Origin of the sequence: Pseudarthrobacter sp. WHRI 8279 (assembly GCF_040224115.2) — a bacterium.
GTDB lineage: Bacteria > Actinomycetota > Actinomycetes > Actinomycetales > Micrococcaceae > Arthrobacter.
Genome location: NZ_CP168162.1, coordinates 3,602,618 through 3,626,446, shown reverse-complemented (window position 1 = coordinate 3,626,446; position 23,829 = coordinate 3,602,618). Strand labels below are relative to the sequence as shown.

Genomic DNA, 23,829 nt, shown 5'->3' with positions numbered 1-23,829 from the left:
CCACGCCTCCAACCGGAAGTCCTGTGCCACTTTCATGCAGCTATTGACTCTGCTGTGATCCCAATCATACCATTGAGCTCACACTGATATATCAGTTAGACAGCAAGTGGTATTTCAAAGGAGCACCCGTGGTTGAGCAGTTGAACGAGCGACTCTCGGTAGTCGATCCCGAGGTCCAGCAGGCCATCAACAGTGAGCTGGGCCGCCAGCAGTCAACGCTGGAAATGATCGCTTCGGAGAACTTCGCCCCGTCCGCCGTCATGGAGGCACAGGGCTCTGTCCTCACCAACAAGTACGCCGAGGGCTACCCGGGCAAGCGCTACTACGGCGGCTGCGAACACGTGGACGTTGTGGAGCAGCTGGCCATCGACCGGGTCAAGGCCCTGTTCGGCGCAGAATTCGCCAACGTCCAGCCGCACTCCGGCGCCCAGGCCAACGCTGCCGCCATGTTCGCCCTGCTGAACCCGGGCGACACCATCATGGGCCTGAGCCTGGCCCACGGCGGCCACCTGACGCACGGCATGAAGATCAACTTCTCCGGAAAGCTCTACAACGTGGTCCCGTACCACGTCAGCGAATCCGACCTCCGCATCGATATGGCCGAGGTTGAGGCCCTTGCCCTGGAGCACCGCCCAAAGCTGATCGTTGCCGGATGGTCAGCCTACTCCCGCCAGCTGGACTTCGCTGAGTTCCGCCGCATCGCCGACCTCGTTGGCGCCTACCTCATGGTGGACATGGCCCACTTCGCCGGGTTGGTCGCGGCCGGCCTGCACCCGAACCCGGTGCCGTACGCCGACGTCGTCACTACCACCACGCACAAGACTCTCGGCGGCCCGCGCGGCGGCGTCATCCTGGCCAAGGAGCAGTACGGCAAGAAGATCAACAGCGCCGTGTTCCCGGGCCAGCAGGGCGGTCCGCTGGAGCACGTGATCGCAGCCAAGGCCGTGGCGTTCAAGCTCGCCGCCTCCCCCGAATTCAAGGAACGCCAGGAGCGCGTCCTGGAGGGATCCAAGCTCCTCGCCGAACGGCTCCTCCAGGACGACGTTGCCGCGGCCGGAATCTCCGTGGTCAACGGCGGCACCGACGTCCACCTGGTCCTGGTTGACCTCCGCAATTCCGAGCTGGACGGACAGCAGGCCGAAGACGCCCTGCACCGCATCGGCATCACCGTGAACCGCAACGCCGTGCCCTTCGACCCCCGCCCGCCGATGGTGTCCTCCGGCCTCCGGATCGGCACGCCGGCCCTCGCCACCCGCGGCTTCGGCGCTGAGGAATTTACAGAAGTTGCGGACATCATTGCGACGGCGCTCATCGCCTCGGCAGGCAGCGTCGCCTCCGGGACCACGTCCCTGGGCGACAGCACCGCCGTCGAACTCCGCGCCCGCGTCACCGCCCTGGCGGAGAAGTTCCCCCTCTACCCCCACCTTTCCCAGAACGACGGCGGCACAGACGTTGCAGCCTTCGAAGCAGACCTGATTGGAGCGGCCCAGTGAGCGCAGACCTCCTCCCCGAGCACCCCGACTTCCTCTGGCGCAACCCGGAGCCCAAGTCCTCCTACGACGCCGTGATTGTGGGCGGCGGCGGGCACGGCCTGGCCACCGCGTACTTCCTGGCCAAGAATCACGGCATGACCAACATCGCCGTCCTGGAAAAGGGCTGGCTGGCGGGCGGCAACATGGCCCGGAACACCACCATCATCCGCTCCAACTACCTCTGGGACGAGAGCGCGGCGATCTACGAGCACGCCCTCAAGCTCTGGGAGATCCTGCCCGAGGAGCTGGAATACGACTTCCTCTTCAGCCAGCGCGGCGTCATGAACCTTGCCCACACCTTGGGCGACGTCCGTGAAAGCATGCGGCGCGTCGGGGCCAACAAGCTCAACGGCGTGGACGCCGAGTGGCTGGACCCCAAGCAGGTCAAGGAACTCTGCCCCATCCTGAACATCAGCGACAACATCCGGTACCCCGTCATGGGCGCCACCTACCAGCCCCGCGCAGGCATAGCCAAGCACGACCACGTTGCCTGGGCCTTCGCCCGCAAGTGCGACGAGATGGGCGTGGACATCATCCAGAACTGCGAAGTCACCGGCTTCGTCAAGGACGGCAACCGCGTGGTGGGCGTCAAGACCAACCGCGGCACCATCAACACCGAAAAGGTGGGCCTGGCCGCCGCCGGGCACAGCTCGGTCCTGGCCGAGATGGCCGGGTTCCGGCTCCCCATCCAGTCCCACCCCCTGCAGGCGCTGGTCTCCGAACTGCACGAGCCGGTCCACCCCACGGTGGTCATGTCCAACCACGTGCACGTCTATGTCTCCCAGGCGCACAAGGGCGAACTGGTCATGGGCGCCGGCGTGGACTCCTACAACGGCTACGGCCAGCGCGGCTCCTTCCACGTAATCGAGCACCAGATGGCCGCCGCCGTCGAGCTCTTCCCCATCTTCGCCCGGGCCCACGTCCTCCGGACCTGGGGCGGGATCGTGGACACCACGCTGGATGCCTCCCCGATCGTGGGCAACACCCCGGTGGAGAACATGTTCGTGAACTGCGGCTGGGGCACCGGCGGCTTCAAGGCCACTCCGGCGGCCGGCATGACCTTCGCGCACAACATCGCCACCGGCACCCCGCACAGGCTTAACAAGCCGTTTGCGCTGGAGCGCTTCGAAACCGGCGCGCTGATCGACGAACACGGCGCCGCCGCCGTGGCCCACTAGCCGCCAGCGAACACTGCACTTTAGAAAGAAGACGCACATGCTGCTCATCTCCTGCCCCAACTGCGGCTCCCGCGACGAGACCGAGTTCCACTACGGCGGCCAGGCCCACGTGCCCTACCCGGAAAACCCCAACGAGCTGACCGACCGCCAGTGGGCCGAGTACCTGTTCTACCGCGACAACACCAAGGGCGCCTTCGCCGAGCGCTGGCTCCACAGCACCGGCTGCCGCCAGTGGTTCAACATGCTCCGCGACACCGTCACCTACGAGATCCAGGCCATCTACCCGATGGGCACGCCCCGCCCGGACGCCGCCGGCAAGGTGACCGCCGAAACCGGCACCGCCAGCCTTGCCGCTGACAGCACCACCACCGGGACCGCGGCCCCGAGCACATCCGGAACGAGCATTTCGGGCACCAGCCTCCCCGCACCAAGTACCAACGCCGGCACCACCGCCCCGGAAGGAGCAACCAAGTGACTTCCCAGAACGCCCGCCTCGCTTCCGGCGGCCGCATCGACCGCACCATTTCCTGGCGTTTCACCGTGGACGGCGAGGAATTCACCGGCCACCCCGGCGATACCCTCGCCTCGGCCCTTATCGCCAACGGCCGCATCAACGCCGGCAACTCACTCTACGAGGACCGGCCCCGCGGCATCATGTCAGCCGGCGTGGAGGAATCCAACGCGACGGTGAAGATCGCTGCGCGCTTCCCGGGCGACGTCGCCGAGTCCATGCTCCCCGCCACCACCGTCACCCTGGTGGACGGCCTGAAGGCAGAGCTGCTCAGCGGCCTGGGCAAACTTGACCCGGAGGAGGACCGCGCCGAGTACGACAAGAAGTACGTCCACACCGACGTGCTCGTTGTCGGCGGGGGCCCTGCCGGCCTGGCCGCGGCCCGCGAAGCCGTCCGCACCGGCGCCCGCGTGATGCTCCTGGACGACCAGCCCGAACTGGGCGGGTCCCTCCTGTCCGGATCCACGGCACCCGGACTGGCCGAGACCATCGAAGGCAAGCCCGCCCTCGAATGGGTGGCTGACGTCGAAGCCGAACTCGTCTCCGGCGCCGAATCCACCGTCCTGAACCGCACCACGGCCTTCGGCGCCTACGACGCCAACTACGTGATCGCCGTCCAGAACCGCACGGACCACCTGTCCTCCCCCGCCGCTTCCGGAGTATCCCGGCAGCGTATTTGGCACATCCGTGCCAACCAGGTGGTACTGGCTCCCGGCGCCCACGAACGCCCGCTGGTCTTCGAAAACAACGACCGCCCCGGCATCATGCTCGCCTCCGCCGTCCGCAGCTACCTGAACCGCTACGGAGTGGCCGCCGGGCAGCGCGTGGTCATCAGCACCACCAACGACAGCGCCTACGCCGTGGCCGCTGACCTGCGCGCCGCCGGCGTCAAGGTCGCCGCCGTGGTGGACGCCCGTCCGCAGCTCACCGCCGTGGCTGCTGCCGCCGTCGAAGCCGGAACCCGGGTGCTGATCGGCAGCGCCGTGGCCAACACGTCCGCCGCCGGAACCAATGGCCGCCTGGACGGCGTCACCGTCCGCAGCATCAACGACGACGGCGAGCTCACCTCCGGCATCGAGCAGATCGCCTGCGACCTGCTGGCTGTGTCCGGCGGCTGGAGCCCGCTGGTGCACCTGCACTCGCAGCGCCAGGGCAAGCTGCGCTGGGACGAGGAGCTGGCCGCCTTCGTGCCGAGCACCGTGGTTCCCAACCAGCAGACCATCGGCTCCGGCCGCGGCTCCTTCGATACCGCCGACTGCCTGGCCGAGGGCATCTCCGCCGGAGCTTCGGCGGCCATCGCGGCCGGCTTTGCATCCGCCGTCGAACCTTCACCGCTCGCCGAGCCGAAGGCCTCCGCCCCCACCCGCCAGCTGTGGCTGGTCCCCGGCGAGCAGGGCACCCCGGACGACTGGCACCAGCACTACGTGGACTTCCAGCGTGACCAGTCCGTGGCTGACGTGCTGCGCTCCACCGGAGCCGGCATGCGCTCAGTGGAGCACATCAAGCGCTACACCTCCATCAGCACCGCCAACGACCAGGGCAAGACCTCCGGCGTCAACGCAATCGGCGTCATCGCCGCCGCGCTCCGGACCGCTGGCGAGGCCTCCCGGGGCATCGGCGACATCGGCACCACCACCTACCGCGCACCGTTCACGCCCGTAGCCTTCGCGGCATTGGCCGGACGCCAGCGCGGCGAACTGTTCGACCCCGCCCGCAAGACGTCCATCCACCCCTGGCACGTAGAGAAGGGCGCGCTGTTCGAGGACGTGGGGCAGTGGAAGCGGCCCTGGTACTACCCGCAGGCCGGGGAGGACATGGACGCTGCCGTGCTGCGGGAATGCGCCGCCGTCCGCGACTCCGTGGGCTTTATGGACGCCACCACCCTGGGCAAGATCGAGATCCGGGGCAAGGACGCCGGTGAGTTCCTCAACCGGATCTACACCAACGCCTTCAAGAAGCTCGCCCCGGGTTCCGCCCGTTACGGCGTGATGTGCATGGCGGACGGCATGATCTTCGACGACGGCGTGACCCTGCGCCTGGACGACGACACCTACTTCATGACCACCACCACCGGCGGCGCCGCGAAGGTGCTGGACTGGCTGGAGGAATGGCTGCAGACCGAATGGCCTGAACTGGACCTGCACTGCACCTCGGTGACCGAACAGTGGAGCACCATCGCCGTCGTCGGGCCCAAATCCCGCGCGGTCCTGGCGAAGGTGGCACCGGAACTGGCCGCCAACGGCGGGCTGGAAGCCGAAGCCTTCCCGTTCATGACCTTCCGCGAAACCACCCTGGCCTCCGGCGTCCGGGCCAGGATCTGCCGGATCTCCTTCTCCGGTGAGCTGGCCTACGAGATCAACGTGCCGTCCTGGTACGGCCTGAACACCTGGGAGGCAGTGGCAGCCGCCGGGGCCGAGTTCAACATCACCCCCTACGGCACTGAGACCATGCACGTGCTCCGCGCCGAAAAGGGCTACCCGATCGTTGGCCAGGACACGGACGGCACCGTCACCCCGCAGGATGCCGGCATGGAGTGGATCGTCTCCAAGGCCAAGGACTTCATCGGCAAGCGCTCCTACTCACGGGCCGACGGCCAGCGCGAGGACCGCAAGCACCTGGTCAGCGTCCTGCCCGTGGACGGGACGCTGCGGCTGCCGGAAGGTACCCAGCTCGTGGAGAAGGGCCGTTCCACCAACCCGGCTTACGGGCCGGTACCGATGGAAGGCTTCGTCACCTCCAGCTACCACAGCGCGGCGCTCGGCAGGTCGTTCGGCCTGGCCCTGATCAAGAACGGCCGCAACCGGATCGGCGAGACCCTGGTGGCTGCCGCCGGCGACCAGCTGGTGGACGTCGTCGTCGCCGAAACCGTACTTTTTGACCCCGAAGGGACCCGCAAAGATGGCTGAAACAGCAGCACCCGCAACCTCCTACGAGAAGAACCTCTCACTCCGTGTCAGCCCCGCCGCCCAGCTCCGCGCAGATTTTGAAACCGGTTCCGTCCGGGGCGTGGTGGAACTGTCCGAAGTGGCGTTCCTGACCATGGTGGGCCTTCGGGTCAACCGGGACAGCGACGCCGGGCAGCGCATCGCCGCCGTCACCGGCGGACTGCCGTCCGGATGCGGCGGCGTGGCCGGCAACCCTGAAACGTCCGTGCTGTGGCTAGGGCCGGAAGAGTTCCTGGTGGTAGCCCCACGGGAAGCCCACGAGTCCCTGGGCGGCGACCTTCTGCGTGCGCTGCGTGAGGCACTCGGTGACGGTGCCGGCCAGGTGGTGGACCTTTCCGCCAACCGCACCACCTTCGAGCTCACCGGACCGCGCTCAAGGGCCGTCCTGGAAAAGGGCTGCTCACTGGACCTGCACCCGCGTGTCCTGAAGGCCGGAACGGCACTGTCCACCGAAATCGGCAACATCCCCGTGGTGCTCTGGAAGACCGGCGAGGAGACGTTCCGGCTCTTCCCCCGGGCGTCCTTCGCGGATTTCCTGGGCCGCTGGCTGCTCGACGCGATGCGGGAGTACGCCTCCCCCGAGGTCCCCTAAATGGCCCTCAGCGTCCTGGACCTGTTCTCCGTTGGCATCGGGCCGTCGTCGTCACACACGGTCGGGCCGATGCGGGCAGCGAAGCTGTTCGCCGACGGACTCAAGGGCGACGGACACCTGAGCTCCACCCGGCGCGTGCAGGCTGAACTGTTCGGCTCCCTCGGCGCCACCGGCCGGGGCCACGGCTCGGACAAGGCCGTGGTCCTGGGCCTCAAGGGGCTGGACCCCGAAACCGTGGACACCTTCACGGCCGACGACCAGGTTGCCGCAGCTGCCCTGGACGCCGAGCTGTGGATCGGCGGGGACCATCGGGTGGACTTCAACTGGGACGAGGACGTGCTGCTGCACCGGCGCAAGTCCCTTCCGGCCCACCCGAACGGCATGACCTTCCGCGCCCTGGACCACACTGGGTCCGTCCTGAGCGAACGGAGCTTCTATTCGATTGGGGGCGGCTTCGTTGTTGACGGGGACGCGGACGCCGGCGACAGGGTGGTGGCGGACTCCACCGTCCTGCCCTACCCGTTCACCACAGCGGACGAGCTCCTGGAGATCTGCAAGCGCGAGGGCATGTCCATCTCCGACGTGATGCTCGCCAATGAACTGACCTGGCGGACTGAAGCGGAACTCCGGGAGAAGCTGCTGGGGCTGTGGGCTGTCATGCGCGAATGCGTGGACAACGGCTGCGCCGCGGAAGGGATCCTTCCCGGCGGGCTCAACGTCCGCCGCCGCGCGCCGTCGTTGTTCCAAACCCTGACCGCGGACACCGGCGTGACTGATCCGCTCCGGGCGATGGAATGGGTGAACCTGTTCGCACTGGCCGTGAACGAGGAAAACGCCGCAGGCGGACGCATCGTCACCGCGCCCACCAACGGCGCGGCGGGCATCGTTCCTGCGGTGCTGCACTACTACGTGAAGTTTGTGCCCGGCGCCAATGACGACGGCGTGGTCCGCTTCCTGCTGGCCGCGGCCGCCGTCGGAATCCTGTTCAAGATCAACGCCTCCATCTCCGGTGCCGAGGTGGGCTGCCAGGGTGAAGTGGGTTCCGCCTGCTCCATGGCCGCCGCCGGGCTCTGCGAGGTGCTGGGCGGCACGCCCGCCCAGGTGGAGAACGCCGCCGAGGTGGGCATTGAACACAACCTGGGCCTCACGTGCGATCCAGTGGGCGGGCTGGTGCAGATCCCCTGCATCGAGCGCAACGCGATCGCCAGCGTGAAGGCCATCAACGCCGCCCGCCTTGCCCTGCACGGCGACGGCAGCCACAAGGTGTCCCTGGACAAAGCCATCAAGACGATGCGCGAGACGGGTGCCGACATGAAAACCAAGTACAAGGAAACGTCCCGAGGGGGCCTTGCCGTGAATGTGATCGAGTGCTGAACCATGACTGCTACTGACATTGAAACTTCCGTCCCGCAGCCGGTGACCACTGTGGAGCATGTCCTGACGCTGGACTGTTCTGAATCGCCCGGGATTGTCCACGCCGTGTCCGGCTTCCTGCTGGAGCACGGCTGCGACATCATCGACAACCAGCAGTTCGGCGAGCGCAGCGAAGGGCACTTCTTTATGCGGGTGCATTTTGCGTCCGACGGCGATGCCTCCACCGCGGACACGCTGCGGGCCGCTTTCGGTCCCGTCGCAGAGCGGTTCGGGATGCGCTGGAGGCTGGAGCCGCACGGTTCCAAGCGGCGGGTGCTGATCATGGTGTCCAAGTTCGGGCACTGCCTCAACGACCTGCTGTTCCGGGCGCGGATCGGCGAGCTGCCGGTGGACGTGGTGGCCGTGGTCTCCAACCACACCGACCATCAGGCGCTGGTGGAATGGCACGGGATTCCGTTCTTCCACGTGCCGGTCACGGCTGATACCAAGCCCACGGCCGAGGCGCGGCTGCTGGAACTGGTGGACGAGTTCGACGTGGAGCTCGTAGTGCTGGCCCGGTACATGCAGGTGCTCAGCGATAACCTGACACGCAAGCTGGACGGGAAGGCGATCAACATCCACCACTCGTTCCTGCCAAGCTTCAAGGGCGCCAAGCCGTACCACCAGGCGTACGCGCGCGGGGTGAAGACTGTCGGTGCCACCGCGCACTATGTCAACAGCGAGCTCGATGAGGGCCCGATCATCTCGCAGCAGACCGTGGAGGTGGACCACACCTACGGGCCCGAGGACCTGGTGGCCGCCGGGCGCGACACCGAATGCAAGGCCCTGTCCAACGCGGTGCGCTGGCACTGCGAGGGCCGGGTCATCCTGCAGGGCAACCGCACGGTGGTCCTCCGCTAGCCCCACCCCCACCCGACGCTCTCTCACTCGATGTCGGTTTTGGCCGGACGCTCTCTCACTTGATGCGGGTTTTCCTGTGACGCTCTCTCACTTGATGTCGGTTTTCCGGTGTCGCTCTCTCACTTCCGGTGAGGGAGCGACACTGCCTTAGCGCCGCCGTCGTCAGGTGCCCGTCTCCGCCAACGTCTATTTGCTGGCGAACCCCGACGCGTAAGGGTGGTCGAGCCAGCCGTTCCGGAGCGCCCTTTTGATCTGTCCCACGGCGCGGCGAAAGTCGTCAGCATGGTCATCTTTGTCGAAGATGAGGACCATCCAGCCGGCCGATTCAAAAGCCTTATCCCGCCGCCTGTCGCTGAAGATCTGGGCCTCCCCGCGGTGGTGCCCGCCGTCGTACTGGATCGCAAGGCGGCGATGACGGTAGCCGAGATCGGCCGACGGCGACCGCGCGTCTCCGGCGCGCAATGGCACCTGGAGTTCCGGCTCGGGTAAGCCGGCGCTGGCAATAGCCAGCCGAAGCAGCGTTTCCGGCGCGGAGTCGGCGCCCACACGCATCAGGTCCAACGCTTCACGAGCCCTGACGATGCCTTGGAGATTCGGGTGCCGTCCCACCAGCATGCGCAGCCCCGCCAATGTGTCGTAGGGCTCCGTCCTTCCTTCGAAATCCACGCGCGGGATGCGGATGAGCTCGTCACCCATGCTCACAAGGTCATCGAGCGGCAGGTCGCGTGCCAAATCGAGCCAGGTGCGGGACCGCGTGCTCAGGCGGATGCCATCGACCAGTTCGACCTCATCTTCACGCGCCAGAACGGTATGCCCGAAGATGCCCTTCCGGCGGACTGACGGCAGTGCACGGGGCTTGCTGAGGTGCAGCTCTGTAGAGTCGGCCAGCCATGGAGGCAGCAGTTGGCACCGGAGCCGCGCCGCGGTCACATGCGAGATCCAGGCCCCGGGTGAGGCAGCGGACAACGCCCTCGCGGCTCCTTCCAGATCGAAGTCCCAGTCCGCTGGTCGGTAAAGACCCCGGCCCACGTTGACCACGTCCTTCCGCCGGAGCCGGTTGACGGTGACACCCGAAGCCCCGGCCGCGACGAAGGTGAAGGGAGCTGTTGCCAACGGAAGTGGCAGGACTTGCTTTCGCATGCTGGCATTCTGCCCCGAGACGGCACGCGGCTGCAGAAGTTATCCACAGGCACCGGCGAGCTTACGGACGAGTGAGAGAGGATCGGCCCGAAACCCGCATCAGCTGAGAGAACGTCGCCGGAAAACCGACATCAAGTGAGAGAGCGTCACCGGAAAACCGACATCAAGTGAGAGAGCGTCCTACTCGGAGTGCAGGGCGGCGAGGCGGGTGGCCAGGTGCAGGGCGGCGAGGCGGCCGGTGCTGCGGGGGTCGCCGCCGCAGAGGGAGAAGATCCGCTGCAGCCGCTGGTGCATGGACTGCCGCTCCAGATGCAGCTCCCGCGCAGCCTGGGCAGTGTTGCAGCCGGAGTCCAGCCATACCCGCAGCGTCTCAGCCAGCTGCGAGCGGCGTTGCTTGTCGTATTCGAGCACGGACCCCAGCTGCTGGCGCACAAAATCCTCGCGCCGGGCGGCGTCCAGGGAATGGAATGCCATCCGTTCCACCGCAAACGCCTCGGCGTCGAGCGCCCCCGTCAGGCGTGCCCCGGAAGACCGCAGCTCGTCGCCGGCTCCCACATCCAGCGTCAGCCGCGCCTCTGCCAGCGACCACGGTGCTGCCGAAATCCCTGAAGCCACGGGACCTACCGCGCTGATACTGCCCTCGGGCAATTCGAGCGTCCGGAGCCCGGCCAGGATCTCGCTCCGGTCCTCCTGCGCTTTACCGGTCCGCAACGCGGCGAGCGCCAACAGCTCCTGGTTGTCCGCATAGCTGGCACTGTGCCGGCCCACCCGGTCCAACAGCTGCTCCACTGTTGTACGGAGCTGCCGCGAACCAGGGGAACGGATCACAACTGCCACCAGCTGCGCAGCCGGGGGGATCCCCGCAGCCGGTGCGAGCTGCTGGAGCCGCCAGTTTTGCGTGCCGGAGTCAACGGCGCGGATCAGTGCGGCCCCGGCCATCTCCTTCAGGCCGGGCGGCATCCGCTGCAGCAGGGCCAGCGCCAGAATGTCCACCGATCGGTTCCCGGCAATCCTCGCCAGGTTCACATCTCCTCCAGCCAACGTGTGGAGGCTCAAACGCGCGGAAGGTATGCCGCGCACGGACACGTCTATATGGGTGGTGCGTGCACGGTCCTGGTCGGCGTCTGAGGCTGGCACCGGCCCGGCATCCCCGGCGTGGCCGGCAGGCAATGCACTTGCCAGCGGAGCTCCCGCGTTGGAAGTCAGGACAACTTCGGCGCCCACCGCCTCAGCGAGGACGGCCAGGATCCGGTCAAGGCTGCCGCCGTGGGCCAGCTCAACCGCCATGGCATGGCTTGCCCGGTCAGCCTGCTGCAGGTGCGCAGCCGACTCGCTCACCAGCAATGAATTGATGGCTTCCATGACGCCCACGAAGGGCACCACTTTGCGCAGCTCTATCAACGGAAGACCGGCAGCTTCGGCTGCTCCCACCATGGAGGACGGAATGGACGGCAGGGCCGCGCCCGTCTCGATGGCCAGCGCGGCCACCCCACGTTCGGCCAGCTCCCAGATGTAGCCGATACGCCGCTTATCCGTCGCCGCGGCCAGCGCCTGGCCGCCGGTGAGCAGCAGCTCACCTCCGCCAAGTAACGGGGCGATGTCCAAGACCTCACTGGAGTGGATCCAGCGCAGCTGCGTCTGGGCCGCAATGGCAGCAGCCGCGCGGATTACTGGATCCGCGGGGGTGAGGGTGGAATGTTTCAAAACATCCTGCAGCCGTATTGGCATGACACTCCGTCGCATAGAAGGCAAATCTTCACGACACATTGTATGTGGTGGTTGTGGCATGAGCCACATAATCTGGATCTATCCCTTTCACTTATGGAGGCTTTCCCCATGCAAGACAACCTCTCCACGAAGCAGTCAGGGCCGGCAATGGCGCCGGCCGAGGACTGCGAGGCCTGGCTCCAGCCCATTCCCGAGTCACAGCGCACGCACAAAGTTTCCGGCCAATTCTGGATCTGGGCCGGCGCCAACCTGGCCCCCATCAACTGGGTGCTCGGCGCCCTCGGAATCCACCTGGGGCTTGGTTTCGCGGACACCGTCACCGTCCTGGTCTTGGGCAACCTGATCGGCATGCTGCTCTTTGGCTGCTTCGTCCTGCTGGGCCAGAAGACGGGCGCCACCGGCATGGTCCTGGCCCGGGCCGCCTTCGGCCGGCGGGGCAACTACCTCCCGGCAGCCATCCAGGCGCTCCTGGTGATCGGCTGGTGCGCCGTGAACACCTGGATCATCCTGGACCTGGTGATGGCACTGTTCGGAACGCTTGGCTGGGTGGATCCCACGGCGCAGAACTATGCCTGGAAAATTGCTGTGGCCACGGGGATCATGGCCACCCAAGTAGCCATTGCCTGGTTTGGCTACAAGGCAATCGCCGCCTTTGAAAAGTGGACCGTCCCGCCCACCATCATCATCCTGGCCGTCATGTCCGCTGTTGCCTGGTTCGGCATGAAGATCGACTGGGCCTACGCCGGCCCAGCAGGCAACATCCTGGAAGGCTCCGAGCGGATCGCAGCCATGAGCGCCGTGATGACCGCCATCGGCATCGGCTGGGGCATCACCTGGTTCACGTACGCCGCCGACTACTCCCGCTTCGTCAGCACGGAAGTTCCCAAGAAGAAGGTCTACCTGGCGTCCGTCCTGGGCCAGTTCATCCCGGTGGTCTGGCTTGGCGTCCTGGGTGCCAGCCTGGCCACCAACAGCGGCGAGATCGACCCCGGAAAGCTCATCGTCCAGAACTTCGGGGTCCTGGCGCTGCCCGTCCTGCTGATGGTGCTGCACGGCCCCATCGCCACCAACATCCTGAACATCTACACCTTCTCGGTGGCCACCCAGTCACTGGACATCACCATCAGCCGCCGCAAGCTGAACCTGTTCGTCGGCGTCTTCTCGCTGATCGCCGTCGTTTTCTTCATCTTCCAGGAGGACTTCGCAGCGGTCCTGGACGCGTGGCTCATCGGCCTGGTGGCCTGGGTGGCTGCCTGGGGCGGCGTCATGCTGGTGCACTACTTCTGGATCGAGAAGCGCTGGCCCGGCAACCCCGCGCGGCTGTTCGACGGCGTGGGCACCAAGCGGCTGCCGGGCGTCAACTGGGCGGGCGTCACCTCCCTCCTGGTGGGCATCTTCGCCACCTGGCTGTTTATGTACGGCCTCGTCCCCGCCATGCAGGGCCCCTTCGCCGTGGCCATGGGCGGCCTGGATCTATCCTGGCTGGCCGGCGGGCTGGCGAGCGCCACGAGCTACGCCATCCTGGGCCCGAGGGTACACCGCAAGTACCTCGAATCCTCCCCGGCCGCCAGTACCGACGCCCAGCCCTCCCCGGCCCTGGCCGGAATCCCTGCCAGGCCCAGCGCCCAGGCCGGCCTCTAATTTAGGAACACCTGCCATGACCTTTGAAGCATTCCCGGACTCCGCCCACCCGATCACCTGGCCGGAGGGCAAGCAGGCAGCAGCCTCCTTCACCTTCGACGTCGACGCCGAATCCTGCACCATCGCCCACGATCCCAAGAGCACCAGCCGGATGTCCCTGATGACCCACCAGTCCTACGGGCCCAAGGTCGCAGTCCCCCGGCTGCTGCAGATCCTCCGGCGGCAGGACATCCGCGCCACCTTCTTCATCCCCGGCTTCACGGCCGAGTGCTATCCGGACACCGTCCGGCGCATCGTGGATGCGGGACACGAGGTGGCGCACCACGGTTACCTGCACGAGCCGATGCAGGGCATCGACGCCGAGACGGAGGCCCGGTACATCGACCGCGGCCTGGAGGCGCTGGCCAAGGTGGCTGGAGTGGAGCCGGTTGGCTACCGGGCGCCATGGTGGGAACTGAACTGGCACTCCCCGGCGCTGCTCGCCGATCGCGGCTTCCTTTACGATTCGAGCCTGCTCGACGGCGACGCCCCCTACCGCTTCAGCGTCGCCCCGGGTGACTCCCGGGACATTGTGGAGATTCCGGTGGACTGGGCGCTGGACGACTGGGAGCAGTACGCGTTCTACCCCGGCGTCACCGGCAGCGGCGTCATCGAAAGCCCGGCGAAGGTGCTGGAAATGTGGACGCTTGAGGCCGAGGCGCACCACGCGCAGGGCAGCTGCTTCGTCCTCACCAACCACCCGTTCATCTCCGGCCGGCCCTCCAAGGCTGTGGCCCTGGAGCGGCTAATTGAGCGAGTGAAAGGGATGGACGGCATGTGGGTGGCCACCATGGAGGAAATCGCGGAGCACACCCGCCGGACGGTTCAGGAAGTCCACACCCACGCCCGGATCCAGGTGCCTTCCTTCCCGGACACCGGGGCGAAGTTCACGCCGTCGGTGGTGCGGGAGTCGCGGCCCGCCGTTGCCGGCTAACAGGAAACAGCTTGAACCAGGAGTGGTGCTGTCCCATGAGGACAGCACCACTCCTGTATTTAAAGGGTGTCTACGTCAGGCGCGGCAGCGTTGCTGTTTGTTAAGGCGCGACGGCGGATGCCACCACGGCGGCGCGGCCTGCAGTCCGGAGGGGATGGCTTTGTCAGAGGCAGGGACTACACTGAAGTAATCGAACATATATTCGAATAAAGGTGTGTTGTGGGCGTTATTATCGGTCCCCGCGTGATAGATGCGGGCGCCTCATTGTTCTCGGTGCTGATCTCACCGGTGCCCGTCGCCGCGGGGTTCCCTTCGCCGGCGCAGGACTACTTTGATGGCCGGATCGACCTGAACGCCCACCTGATCAAGGACATCACCAGCACCTTTGTTGTCCGTGTAACGGGAGATTCCATGGAGCGCGCCGGCATCAGCGACGGTGATGAGCTGATCGTCAACAGGGCGCTGGAACCGAAGGACGGGTCCGTGGTCATCGCCGTACTGGACGGGGAACTGACCGTGAAGCGCCTGCGCCTGACTGCCACGGGAGTGGTGCTGCAGGCGGAAAATCCAAAGTATCCGGACATCAGGGTGCCTGCCCTCTCCGAGCTGACCATCTGGGGCGTGGCCACGAGGTGCCTGCACCATGTCTAGCCACCGCCGTCCGCAGGCACTGCCATGAGCAAGCCCGCCATCATGCGGCAGATGCCGCAGATCGCCCACGTGGACGTGAACTGCTTCTACGCCTCGGCGGAACGTGCCTTCGATCCTTCGCTGGAGGGCAGGCCGCTGGTGGTGCTTTCGAACAACGACGGCTGCGCCGTGACCCGCTCCCCCGAAGCGAAAGCCCTGGGCATTGCCACCGGCGAGCCATGGTTCAAACTCGCGCCCCGCGCGAAGGAATGGGGACTGGTGGCCAAGTCCAGCAACTACGAACTCTACGGGGACATCAGTGCCCGGGTCATGGAGTTGCTCAGCAGGTACTCGGCGTGGTTGGAGGTTTACAGCATCGACGAGGCCTTCCTCGGGGTGAAGGGTGAGCCGGAGCAGCTGCTGGCTCTGGGCAGGACCATGAAAAACGCCGTCCGCCGCAACGTCGGGGTGCCGGTATGCGTTGGAATCGCGCCCACCAAAACCCTGGCCAAGCTGTGCAACAAGTGGGCTAAGAACAACCCCGCGTTTGGCGGGGTATGCCACTGGGACAGCGTTCCTGCTGCCGTGCGGGAGCAACTGCTGGCACGCCTGTCCGTCGAGGAAATCTGGGGCATCGCCGGCCGCCTGGCCAAACGCCTGAACGCGATCGGCATCCACACCATCCTGGACCTCGCCCGCGCCGACCCCGTGGCCATCCGGGACAAGTTCTCGGTAGTCATGATGCGCACCGTCCTGGAGCTCAACGGCACACCCTGCATCCCCATGGAGGAGGAACGCCTGGGCCGGGACCAGCTGATCTTTTCGCGTTCCTTCGCCACCCCGGTCACCACCGCTGCCGGGCTGCGGCAGGTCCTCAGCATCTACGGCCAGAATGCGAGCGCGCGGCTGGCCAAACATGGGCTGCAGGCGAAAGTCCTCACGGCATTCGCCGGCACCTCGCCCTTCAGCGGGCAGGAACAGTCCTATCCATCGGTGTGCGTCCCGCTGCCGATGCCCACAGCGGACCCGCTCCTGCTCACCCGGGCGGCGCACGCCCTGCTGCCCAATATCCGCGACGGCGTGAGGTACGCCAAAGTGGGGCTCATGCTCACGGACCTGCGGCCCACCGGCAACCAATCCCCGCTGGAGCTGTTCGAGAACCGGCACGAGGAACGCCGCATCGGCACCCTCCTGGAAGACGTAAGCAGCCGCTTCGGACGCGGCTCCATTGGCCTCGGGCACGGCGGGATCAAAACGGGCCTGGACTGGACCATGAAACGGAACATGCGCTCGCCCCGCTACACCACCCACTGGGACGAACTCCCGCTCGTCAAAGCCGCCTAAACGGCTGCTGTTTGAACCACCCAGGCGTCCACGGCCAGAGGTCAGGCCCGGGCTTCGGCGAGGTCCTTGAGTTTGGCGAGGGCCACGGGCCAAGTGTCATTCAGCATTGCCGCCCACTCGTCCACGCTGTCAAGCTCCACCTCGACCCTCGTCACGCCGCCGGCTTCGGTGAATGAATAGTTTTCGTGGGCTCCAATGAATCCCTTCGCCGCATCGCTGGTCCTGTCCTCCACACCACCTACGATCTGGCCGAGATATCGCAGGGAGACGAACTCATGCGGCCTGATTTCCTCAACTGTTGCGATCATCCCTCCCACGGACCCCTCGCCGTCCGGGCCGAGGAACCGAATTTCGCTGCCCGGGTTCCAGTCGCCCTCATAGAAGGAACCCGTCTCGCTGAAAGCGCTCGTCCATTCCCGGTACGTGGCATCCTCGAGCATCGTGGCCCAGACTGCCTCGGCGGGAGCGTTGATTTTTACCTCAAATTTCAGCTTTTCCATGCCTGATCGTACGTCTGCTTCAGGCCCGGAAACAGGCCCCGGTGAACGGCAACCCTTGGAACCCATTGCACAGGGGGCACTCCTTCAGGCGCCCTGGAAAAAGACGTCCGGCGACGTTTCTTGTCGCTGCGCTACGTCCCGTTGAGCTACCGAGACGTCCCGTGAACGCCCGCTACGGGAACGATTGTGGGGCTGCCGGGCGCTCCGTAATCTCGTCTCAGTATCCGCCCCAGCAAAGGAACTCCAGTGTCAGATCCCTCGAGCCAGAGCCCCTATAACCAGCAAAGCTCCACCCGAATCGTTGCCGGACAGTCCGCCGCTCCCAAACGGCCGCTCGGGCTGAAGGTAGGCATCGCCGTCGGCATCCTTGCCCTCATTGGCGGGGGCGCCGCCGTCGCCTCCGCCGTCACCAGCGGCGGCCCGGCCGCAGTTAAGGAAGCCGTGCCCGCCGCCAACACGGCCGCGGAGCTGAAACTGGGTTACTTCGGCAACGTCACCCACGCGCCCGCCCTGGTGGGGGTCAGCCAGGGCTACATCGCGGAGGAGCTCGGCGGCACCAGCCTCAGCACCCAGGTGTTCAACGCCGGCCCGGCGGCGATCGAGGCCCTGAACGCCGGCGCCATCGACGCCACCTACATCGGCCCGAACCCCGCCATCAACTCGTTCGTGAAGAGCGGCGGCGAATCAGTGAACATCATCGCCGGCGCTGCAGCCGGCGGCGCCCAACTGGTGGTCAAGCCGGAGATCAGTTCCGCCGCGGACCTGAAGGGCAAAACCCTCGCCTCCCCACAGCTCGGCGGCACGCAGGACGTCGCCCTGCGAGCCTGGCTCGCATCCCAGGGCTACAAGACCAACGTGGACGGCAGCGGGGACGTGGCGATCAACCCCACCGAGAACGCCCAGACGCTGAAGCTCTTCCAGGACGGAAAGCTCGACGGCGCGTGGCTGCCTGAGCCCTGGGCCTCACGCCTGGTGCTCACCGCCGGCGCCAAGGTACTGGTGGACGAAAGGGACCTCTGGGACGGCTCGCTGTCCGGCAAACCGAGCGAGTTCCCCACCACCATCCTGATCGTCAACCAGAAATTCGCCGCCGAACACCCCGAGACCGTGAAGGCATTGCTCAAGGGCCACGTGAAGTCAATCGAATGGCTGAATAACGCGGCCGATGCCGACAAGGCCAGCGTCATCAACGCTGCCCTCAAGGAATCCGCGGGTGCGGAGCTGAAAGCCGAGGTCATTGACCGTTCGCTGAAGAACATCGTGTTCACCGTGGACCCGTTGGCCGGAACCTATGAGAAGCTCCTGGCCGACGGCGTCGCCGCCGGCACCACCAAGCAGGCCGATATCAACGGGATCTTCGACCTGGCCGCGCTCAACGGCGTAACGGGCGAGAAGACTTCGGCTGCGGGGCTGGGGAAGGAGTAACGCCAAGCCCCCTCCAGTTCTGCCTACTCCCCCAGGAGCGCGTCCAGCTCCGCGCGCGTCGGCGGGTTCGCACCCGGCCGGGAAACCGTCACCGCGGCGGCCCGGGCAGCATGCCCCAGGAGCTCGGCCAGCCCCTCGGCGGGCAGTTCGCGCAGGTCCTTGCGGTTCTGGGCGCCATCCAGGCCGCGGTCCACCAGCCCGGACAACAGAGCCGCCATAAAGGAATCGCCCGCAGCCAAGGTGTCGGCCACCTCAACCCGGGGTGCCGGCACCTTGGCTTCGCCGGCGTGGCACACTCCCCAGGGCCCGTCGGCACCGCGCGTGACCACCACCATGGCCGGCCCCTCGGATCCGCCCAGGGACAACCAGCGGCGCGCGGCATCCAGCACGTCCATGTCCGGGTACAGCCAGGCGAGGTCCTCGTCGGAGGCCTTGACCACGTCCGCGAGGGTCACGAACTTCTCAGTGTGCCGGCGCGCGTAGTCCACATCGGTGATGATGCTGGGCCGGCAGTTGGGGTCGAAGCTGATGGTGGCGTGCGGATGGGCGTACTCGACGGCGGCCAGCACGTCGGTGGCGCCCGGGGCCAGCATGGTGGCGATGGAGCCGGTGTGCAGCAGCGTGGTGCCCTGCAGCATGAAGGCGAGACGGTCGGCGATGCCGGGAAGCTCCCAGGTGAGGTCGAACGTGTAGGTGGCGGCGCCGTCGTCGTCGATCAGGGCGGTGGCCACGCTGGTGGGCAGCTCGTCCGGTCCCAGAGGAAGCATCACGGAGCTGGCCCGCAGGTGCGCTGCGACGGAGTCGCCGTAGGCGTCCCGGCCGTACCGGCCGATGAACTGTACGGGGTGGTCCAGGCGGGCCAGGCCCACCGCCACGTTCAGCGGGCTGCCGCCCACGTGGGCTTCGATTCCCGAGGCGCGCTGGACAACGTCAACAAGGCCTTCGCCAATAACAGTGAGCATGGTCATACTCTGCCAGAAAGAGGGCAGCTGACGCTGTCCGTGACGGCGGCCGCGGTGTCAGGGGCCAGCCGGGCGGGGTCAGTGCAGGGCGCCGTCGGGTTCCGTGGTCCGCCAGGCGTGGAAGGGCACGGCCAGTCCCGCCCTGGTCGGGGCGCAGATAAAGGGGCCCGCCTGGGCTGCCTCCGCAGGATCGAGCGGAACCACCCGGACCAGCTGCAGGGCCCCGTCCCCTGCCTTGGCCCGGATGGTCAATGCGTTGCCGCTGCGGCTGATCCGGACGAGCACCCGGCTTCCCTTCCAGGCCGGAACCGGGGCCAGGGACCAGTCGGACATCCCGTCGGTGACCACCGCCCCCAGCTGGCAGGCGCCGTCGGTGAATTCGACGCCGGCCTTGACCCACCGCTCGGCGGAAACGCGCACGAAGATCCCGGCCTGGTCGAACTGCTCCGAGAAGCCTGCGGTGAATTCCACCTCCATGGCGGAATCCTGCCGGAATGGCGCCAGAAGCGCGTGCTCGCTGTCATGGACGAAGCCGTACGACGTCACCCGCCAGGCGTCGCTGCCCTCCTTGGCAGTGACCAGCAGATCCGTGCCGTGCTCGACGGCGGAAACGGGCGGGTTGGTCCAGGTACCGTGCTGCCAGGGAATGTCCATGGCCGCCACTGTACTGCAGGCCGGCGCGCCTCATTGCGCCTCCGCCGCGCTCAGCGAATCAGCTCCCGGACGAGTTCCCGGCATGTTCCGTAGGCCGGGGCATGGGGATCGATCAAGCCGAAATGGTCCCCGGGCACCGTCACGAGCCGCGCCGGCACAGGCCCGGGCCCGCTCGCCTCCACATAGGAGGTGGACATCGCCAGCGGCACGGATTCATCCTCCGTGGCATGGACGGCGTAGACGGGAATGTCCAAGGGCAGCGCGGCCATCGGATCCGCGTACCGGTACCGGCCGGGGAATTCCGACGGCGGCCCGCCCAGGAAGTTGGCCACCGCACCATCGCTGAGGTGCATCTTCTCCGCTTCCGCCAGGTCCAGCAAGCCGGACTGGCTCACCACCCCGGTGAGGCGGACGCCGTCGTCCCTCGCTCCAACCTCGCTGTGCTCACCCACCAGCCCCAGCCGGGGCAGCCGGTCGCGGCCCGCCGCCCACACCGCGAGGTGCCCGCCCGCGGAATGGCCCAGCGCCACCACCCTGTCCAGGTCCAGGGCATGGGGCGCGGCAAGCTCCTGCAGTTTGTCGATGCCCGCCAGGACATCGGTGAACGTGTGCGGCCAGCCGCCGCCGTTCCCTGCCCGGCGGTACTCCAGGTTCCATGCCGCCATTCCGTGCGCGGCGAGATCCTCGGCCAGCGGCTCCCCCAGCTCGGCCCCGTACTTCGACCGCCAGTAGCCGCCATGGATCACCACCACTACGCCCCGGTCCGTACCGCCGTTTGGCAGGTCAGGAAGGAACAGTTCGCCCCACTGGCTGGTGTCCCCGCCGTACTCATACCTATGCCGCTGCACCATGTGCCGAGCGTACCGCCAGCCAATGACAAAGCCGTTGCCGTGCCATCCGTGCACTGCCATTCTGGGTAAATCCGCACTCCAGAACCCAATGAAGGGATAGGAAAATGCCACTCTATCTGTCGAAGTTCAGCTACACGCCGGAGACCTGGGGCCGGCTGATCAACAACCCGGAGGACCGGCGGAAAGCCGCGCAGGCGTACATCGAATCCGTGGGCGGAAAGCTGCACGGATTTTGGTACGCCTTTGGGAGCCATGACGGCTACAACCTGTGGGAAGCACCGGACAATGTGTCCATGGCGGCGGTAGCACTGGCCATCAGCGGCGGCGGCGCGCTGAGCTCGTTTGAAACCACAGTTTTGATGAGCGTGGAGGACACGATGGAAGCGCTGCAGAAGGCTGCCGAGATCAAGTACCGGCCGCCGGGCAGTTGAATTTCCGGGACTACCGGTCCAGGATCGGCGGCCCTCCTGCGGCTAGGCTCGGGAATTACATTGCAGCCAAAGGGGACCACGATGATCAGCACCACCCAGCCGGGAACCACGCCGGCAGCAACCGGCCGAAAGCTTGCAGCGCCTGCGGCTCTTTCCCACCTGCCGGACCTGGTGACTTGCGGACCGGGCCGGGGAACGCAGGCTTCCTACTCTCCGCTGGACGGCAGCCTGGTGGGCGCAGTCCCCGTCTGCACGCCGGACGACGTCGTGGCCGCCCTCGAAAGCGCCCGGGCAGCCCAGCGGGAGTGGGCCGCCGTTCCCCTCCGCGAGCGCCGCGCCGTCGTCGCGCGGTTCCACGCACTGCTCCTCCACAGGGAGGCGGAGATCCTGGACCTGGTCCAGGCGGAGAGCGGCAAGTCGCGGCTCAACGCGTTCGAGGAACTGGCCGATGCCGCCCTGACCGCGGCCTACTACCGGCGCACGGCCGAACGTTTCCTCCGTCCGCGCCGCCGCACGGGAGCGGCGCCGGGCCTGACGCGCACAGTGGAGTACCGGATCCCCAAGGGCGTGGTGGGCATCATCAGCCCGTGGAACTATCCCCTGACCCTCGCCGTCTCGGACGCGATCCCCGCCCTGCTGGCCGGCAACCCCTGTGTCCTCAAGCCTGATTCCCAGACCCCGTTCACCGCGCTGCTCGCCCTGGAGCTGCTGCGGGAAGCCGGACTTCCCGCGGACCTGTTCCAGATTGTCACAGGCGACGGGCCGGTGCTGGGCCCCGCCCTGATCGGCGGCGCCGACTTCCTCATGTTCACGGGATCCTCCGGGACCGGGAAGGTGGTGGCGCAGCAGTGCGCGGAGCGGCTGATCGGCTTTTCGGGCGAACTGGGCGGGAAGAATGCCACCCTGGTCCTCGCCGACGCGGACCTGGACAAGGCGGCCAGGGGTGCCGCGCAGGGCTGCTTCTCCAACTCCGGCCAACTCTGCATCAGCATGGAACGCATCTACGTCCACCGCGCTGTCTTCGACGACTTCCTGGCAACCTTCACTAAACACGTTGAAGCGATCCGGTTGGGTGCCGGACCGGGCTGGGACATCGACATGGGCTCACTCACGGGCCAACGGCAGCTGGACCGGGTCAGCGCGCATGTGGAGGACGCCCTGGCCAAGGGCGCGCAACTCATCACGGGCGGACGTGCGCGGCCGGACCTTGGCCCGTACTTCTACGAACCCACCGTCCTCACCGGCGTGACCGGGGAGATGGTGGTCGCGCGGGAGGAGACCTTCGGGCCCGTGGTGGCCGTCTACCAGGTGGACGGCGACGAAGAAGCGGTGGCCCTGGCTAACGACTCCCACTACGGGCTCAACGCCAGCGTCTGGTCCGCACGGCACGGCCGCGAGGTGGGGCGGCGCCTTCTCACCGGGACGGTCAACGTCAACGACGGCTACTCCGCTGCCTGGGCGTCGCACGATGCCCCGATGGGCGGGATGAAGGATTCCGGCGTGGGGCGGCGCCACGGCAGGGAGGGCATCCTGAAGTACACGGAAGCCCAGACAGTCGCGAGCCAGCGCCTTGTTCCCGTCGGCCCTCCGCCCGGCATGGGGAACGAGCGGTACACCAGGCTGATCAAGGGCGCGCTCACGCTGATGGGGCGGCTGCGCTGATGGCCGGCGGAACAGCGCTCTCCGGCAGCACCGTGCTCATCACCGGGGGCGGCAGCGGACTGGGCCGCCGCATGGCCCTGGAGGCTTCCCGGCGGGGCGCCCGGGTGGTCATCTGGGATGTTTCGGCCGACGGCGGGACGCGGGTCCGCGATGAAATCCGCAGCGCCGGCGGCGTGGCGGAGACGCAGACGGTGAATGTGGCGGACAAGGAGGCCGTGCAGACGGCGGCCGGGGCTGCAGGTCCGGTGGACGTGCTGATCAACAACGCCGGTGTGGTCACGGGAAAACTGCTCCTGGATGCCGCCGACGAGGATATTGAGCGGACCTTCGAGGTCAACGTCCTGGCACTGTACTGGTTGACGCACGCGTTCCTCCCCGGCATGGCCGCCCGCGGCCGCGGCACCGTGGTGACCGTTGCCAGCGCGGCCGGGCTGGTGGGCGTCGCCAGGCAGACCGACTACTCGGCCAGCAAATTCGCAGCGTTCGGCTTCAACGAGTCACTGCGCGCCGAGCTGCGGGCGGGCAGGACCGGCGTCGGCACCCTGGTGGTCTGCCCGTATTACATCGACACGGGCATGTTCGACGGCGTGCGGACCCGGTTCCCGCGCCTCCTCCCCATCCTGAAGGAGGAGGCGGTGGCGGCCAAGGTGCTGGACGCCGTCGAAAGCGGACGGCAGAAGCTGGTCCTCCCTCCCTTGGTGAACCTGGTCCCCGCCGCCCGGCTGCTTCCGGTGGGAGCCTTCGACCGGCTCATGGATACCCTGGGCATCAACCGGACCATGGACCGGTTCACCGGTCGCCCCGCCGACGTTCCGGGGGCACCCGGCGCCAAGAACGGCGGCGGCGCCTGAACTTA

General features: G+C 67.0%; 21 protein-coding genes. 15 read left to right on the top strand and 6 right to left on the bottom strand.

Annotated elements, in window-relative coordinates; all coding sequences use genetic code 11:
• Positions 1-128: 128 nt before the first annotated feature.
• Genes glyA through purU form a run of 7 tightly spaced genes read left to right on the top strand, consistent with a single transcriptional unit; the run spans position 129 to position 9,032 of the window.
• Complete coding sequence (gene glyA / locus ABRP28_RS16640; RefSeq protein WP_350001457.1) at positions 129-1,493, top strand: serine hydroxymethyltransferase; 1,365 nt, start codon at positions 129-131, stop codon at positions 1,491-1,493.
• Positions 1,490-2,710 (top strand): sarcosine oxidase subunit beta family protein, encoded by a 1,221-nt coding sequence (locus ABRP28_RS16635; protein ID WP_231457663.1) that lies wholly within the window; start codon positions 1,490-1,492, stop codon positions 2,708-2,710. The genes glyA and ABRP28_RS16635 overlap by 4 nt, the downstream gene beginning before the upstream one ends.
• 37 nt (positions 2,711-2,747) lie before the next feature.
• Positions 2,748-3,185 (top strand): sarcosine oxidase subunit delta, encoded by a 438-nt coding sequence (locus ABRP28_RS16630; RefSeq protein ID WP_350001459.1) that lies wholly within the window; start codon positions 2,748-2,750, stop codon positions 3,183-3,185.
• Positions 3,182-6,127, top strand: a complete 2,946-nt coding sequence (locus ABRP28_RS16625) for a sarcosine oxidase subunit alpha family protein (RefSeq protein WP_350001461.1) — start codon at positions 3,182-3,184, stop codon at positions 6,125-6,127. Before ABRP28_RS16630 ends, ABRP28_RS16625 begins: the two co-directional genes overlap by 4 nt.
• Positions 6,120-6,758, top strand: coding sequence for a sarcosine oxidase subunit gamma family protein (locus tag ABRP28_RS16620; protein WP_350001462.1), 639 nt, complete (start codon positions 6,120-6,122; stop codon positions 6,756-6,758). The genes ABRP28_RS16625 and ABRP28_RS16620 overlap by 8 nt, the downstream gene beginning before the upstream one ends.
• Positions 6,759-8,132: an L-serine ammonia-lyase gene (locus ABRP28_RS16615; protein WP_350001463.1), complete on the top strand. Its 1,374-nt coding sequence runs from the start codon at positions 6,759-6,761 to the stop codon at positions 8,130-8,132.
• A 3-nt stretch (positions 8,133-8,135) separates the two neighbouring features.
• Entirely contained in the window at positions 8,136-9,032 is an 897-nt protein-coding gene (gene purU, locus ABRP28_RS16610) for a formyltetrahydrofolate deformylase (RefSeq protein ID WP_350001464.1), read from the top strand.
• A 186-nt stretch (positions 9,033-9,218) separates the two neighbouring features.
• Here the strand turns inward: purU and ABRP28_RS16605 are convergent, their stop codons facing one another.
• Positions 9,219-10,172, bottom strand: a complete 954-nt coding sequence (locus ABRP28_RS16605) for a DUF559 domain-containing protein (protein WP_350001466.1) — start codon at positions 10,170-10,172, stop codon at positions 9,219-9,221.
• 180 nt (positions 10,173-10,352) lie between these two features.
• Entirely contained in the window at positions 10,353-11,900 is a 1,548-nt protein-coding gene (locus ABRP28_RS16600) for a PucR family transcriptional regulator ligand-binding domain-containing protein (protein WP_350001468.1), read from the bottom strand.
• A 108-nt stretch (positions 11,901-12,008) separates the two neighbouring features.
• Between ABRP28_RS16600 and ABRP28_RS16595 the strand changes: the two genes are divergently transcribed.
• From ABRP28_RS16595 to ABRP28_RS16580, 4 genes are all read left to right on the top strand, one after another.
• The gene (locus ABRP28_RS16595) at positions 12,009-13,541 is read left to right on the top strand and encodes a cytosine permease (protein ID WP_350001469.1); all 1,533 of its coding nucleotides are present in this window, start codon (positions 12,009-12,011) and stop codon (positions 13,539-13,541) included.
• Positions 13,542-13,557: 16 nt separating this feature from the next.
• On the top strand, positions 13,558-14,514 hold the full coding sequence (locus tag ABRP28_RS16590; protein WP_350001470.1) for a polysaccharide deacetylase: 957 nt from the start codon (positions 13,558-13,560) through the stop codon (positions 14,512-14,514).
• 219 nt (positions 14,515-14,733) lie between these two features.
• On the top strand, positions 14,734-15,165 hold the full coding sequence (locus ABRP28_RS16585; RefSeq protein ID WP_188809791.1) for a LexA family transcriptional regulator: 432 nt from the start codon (positions 14,734-14,736) through the stop codon (positions 15,163-15,165).
• A 24-nt stretch (positions 15,166-15,189) separates the two neighbouring features.
• Positions 15,190-16,488 carry a Y-family DNA polymerase gene (locus ABRP28_RS16580; RefSeq protein ID WP_350001471.1) on the top strand — a complete coding sequence of 433 codons (1,299 nt, stop codon included), beginning with the start codon at positions 15,190-15,192 and terminating at the stop codon, positions 16,486-16,488.
• Between the two features lie 41 nt (positions 16,489-16,529).
• Here ABRP28_RS16580 and ABRP28_RS16575 read toward each other — a convergent pair whose 3' ends face one another.
• Positions 16,530-16,988 (bottom strand): SRPBCC domain-containing protein, encoded by a 459-nt coding sequence (locus tag ABRP28_RS16575; protein ID WP_350001472.1) that lies wholly within the window; start codon positions 16,986-16,988, stop codon positions 16,530-16,532.
• A gap of 246 nt (positions 16,989-17,234) precedes the next feature.
• Between ABRP28_RS16575 and ABRP28_RS16570 the strand changes: the two genes are divergently transcribed.
• Complete coding sequence (locus ABRP28_RS16570; protein WP_350001475.1) at positions 17,235-18,413, top strand: ABC transporter substrate-binding protein; 1,179 nt, start codon at positions 17,235-17,237, stop codon at positions 18,411-18,413.
• A 23-nt stretch (positions 18,414-18,436) separates the two neighbouring features.
• Here the strand turns inward: ABRP28_RS16570 and ABRP28_RS16565 are convergent, their stop codons facing one another.
• From ABRP28_RS16565 to ABRP28_RS16555, 3 genes are read right to left on the bottom strand one after another with little or no spacing between them, the layout of a single operon-like run.
• The gene (locus tag ABRP28_RS16565; RefSeq protein ID WP_350001607.1) at positions 18,437-19,402 is read right to left on the bottom strand and encodes a carbohydrate kinase; all 966 of its coding nucleotides are present in this window, start codon (positions 19,400-19,402) and stop codon (positions 18,437-18,439) included.
• A gap of 51 nt (positions 19,403-19,453) precedes the next feature.
• The gene (locus ABRP28_RS16560; protein ID WP_350001477.1) at positions 19,454-20,029 is read right to left on the bottom strand and encodes a DUF1349 domain-containing protein; all 576 of its coding nucleotides are present in this window, start codon (positions 20,027-20,029) and stop codon (positions 19,454-19,456) included.
• Positions 20,030-20,079: 50 nt separating this feature from the next.
• Complete coding sequence (locus ABRP28_RS16555) at positions 20,080-20,880, bottom strand: alpha/beta hydrolase (RefSeq protein ID WP_350001478.1); 801 nt, start codon at positions 20,878-20,880, stop codon at positions 20,080-20,082.
• Between the two features lie 104 nt (positions 20,881-20,984).
• On the opposite strand from ABRP28_RS16555, the gene ABRP28_RS16550 reads away from it, so the two are divergent.
• The 3 genes from ABRP28_RS16550 (at position 20,985) to ABRP28_RS16540 (ending at position 23,824) form a co-directional block, all read left to right on the top strand.
• Entirely contained in the window at positions 20,985-21,311 is a 327-nt protein-coding gene (locus tag ABRP28_RS16550) for a GYD domain-containing protein (protein WP_350001479.1), read from the top strand.
• An 81-nt stretch (positions 21,312-21,392) separates the two neighbouring features.
• Positions 21,393-22,973, top strand: coding sequence for a succinic semialdehyde dehydrogenase (locus ABRP28_RS16545; RefSeq protein WP_350001481.1), 1,581 nt, complete (start codon positions 21,393-21,395; stop codon positions 22,971-22,973).
• Positions 22,973-23,824 (top strand): SDR family oxidoreductase, encoded by an 852-nt coding sequence (locus ABRP28_RS16540; protein ID WP_350001483.1) that lies wholly within the window; start codon positions 22,973-22,975, stop codon positions 23,822-23,824. Before ABRP28_RS16545 ends, ABRP28_RS16540 begins: the two co-directional genes overlap by 1 nt.
• Positions 23,825-23,829 lie beyond the last annotated feature (5 nt).

Coding starts and splice junctions, on each gene's coding strand:
- ABRP28_RS16630 (WP_350001459.1), top strand. CDS start 2,748: ATGCTGCTCATCTCCTGCCCCAACTGCGGCTCCCGCGACGAGACCGAG.
- ABRP28_RS16620 (WP_350001462.1), top strand. CDS start 6,120: ATGGCTGAAACAGCAGCACCCGCAACCTCCTACGAGAAGAACCTCTCA.
- ABRP28_RS16615 (WP_350001463.1), top strand. CDS start 6,759: ATGGCCCTCAGCGTCCTGGACCTGTTCTCCGTTGGCATCGGGCCGTCG.
- purU (WP_350001464.1), top strand. CDS start 8,136: ATGACTGCTACTGACATTGAAACTTCCGTCCCGCAGCCGGTGACCACT.
- ABRP28_RS16605 (WP_350001466.1), bottom strand. CDS start 10,172: ATGCGAAAGCAAGTCCTGCCACTTCCGTTGGCAACAGCTCCCTTCACC.
- ABRP28_RS16600 (WP_350001468.1), bottom strand. CDS start 11,900: ATGCCAATACGGCTGCAGGATGTTTTGAAACATTCCACCCTCACCCCC.
- ABRP28_RS16595 (WP_350001469.1), top strand. CDS start 12,009: ATGCAAGACAACCTCTCCACGAAGCAGTCAGGGCCGGCAATGGCGCCG.
- ABRP28_RS16590 (WP_350001470.1), top strand. CDS start 13,558: ATGACCTTTGAAGCATTCCCGGACTCCGCCCACCCGATCACCTGGCCG.
- ABRP28_RS16580 (WP_350001471.1), top strand. CDS start 15,190: ATGAGCAAGCCCGCCATCATGCGGCAGATGCCGCAGATCGCCCACGTG.
- ABRP28_RS16575 (WP_350001472.1), bottom strand. CDS start 16,988: ATGGAAAAGCTGAAATTTGAGGTAAAAATCAACGCTCCCGCCGAGGCA.
- ABRP28_RS16560 (WP_350001477.1), bottom strand. CDS start 20,029: ATGGACATTCCCTGGCAGCACGGTACCTGGACCAACCCGCCCGTTTCC.
- ABRP28_RS16555 (WP_350001478.1), bottom strand. CDS start 20,880: ATGGTGCAGCGGCATAGGTATGAGTACGGCGGGGACACCAGCCAGTGG.
- ABRP28_RS16550 (WP_350001479.1), top strand. CDS start 20,985: ATGCCACTCTATCTGTCGAAGTTCAGCTACACGCCGGAGACCTGGGGC.
- ABRP28_RS16545 (WP_350001481.1), top strand. CDS start 21,393: ATGATCAGCACCACCCAGCCGGGAACCACGCCGGCAGCAACCGGCCGA.
- ABRP28_RS16540 (WP_350001483.1), top strand. CDS start 22,973: ATGGCCGGCGGAACAGCGCTCTCCGGCAGCACCGTGCTCATCACCGGG.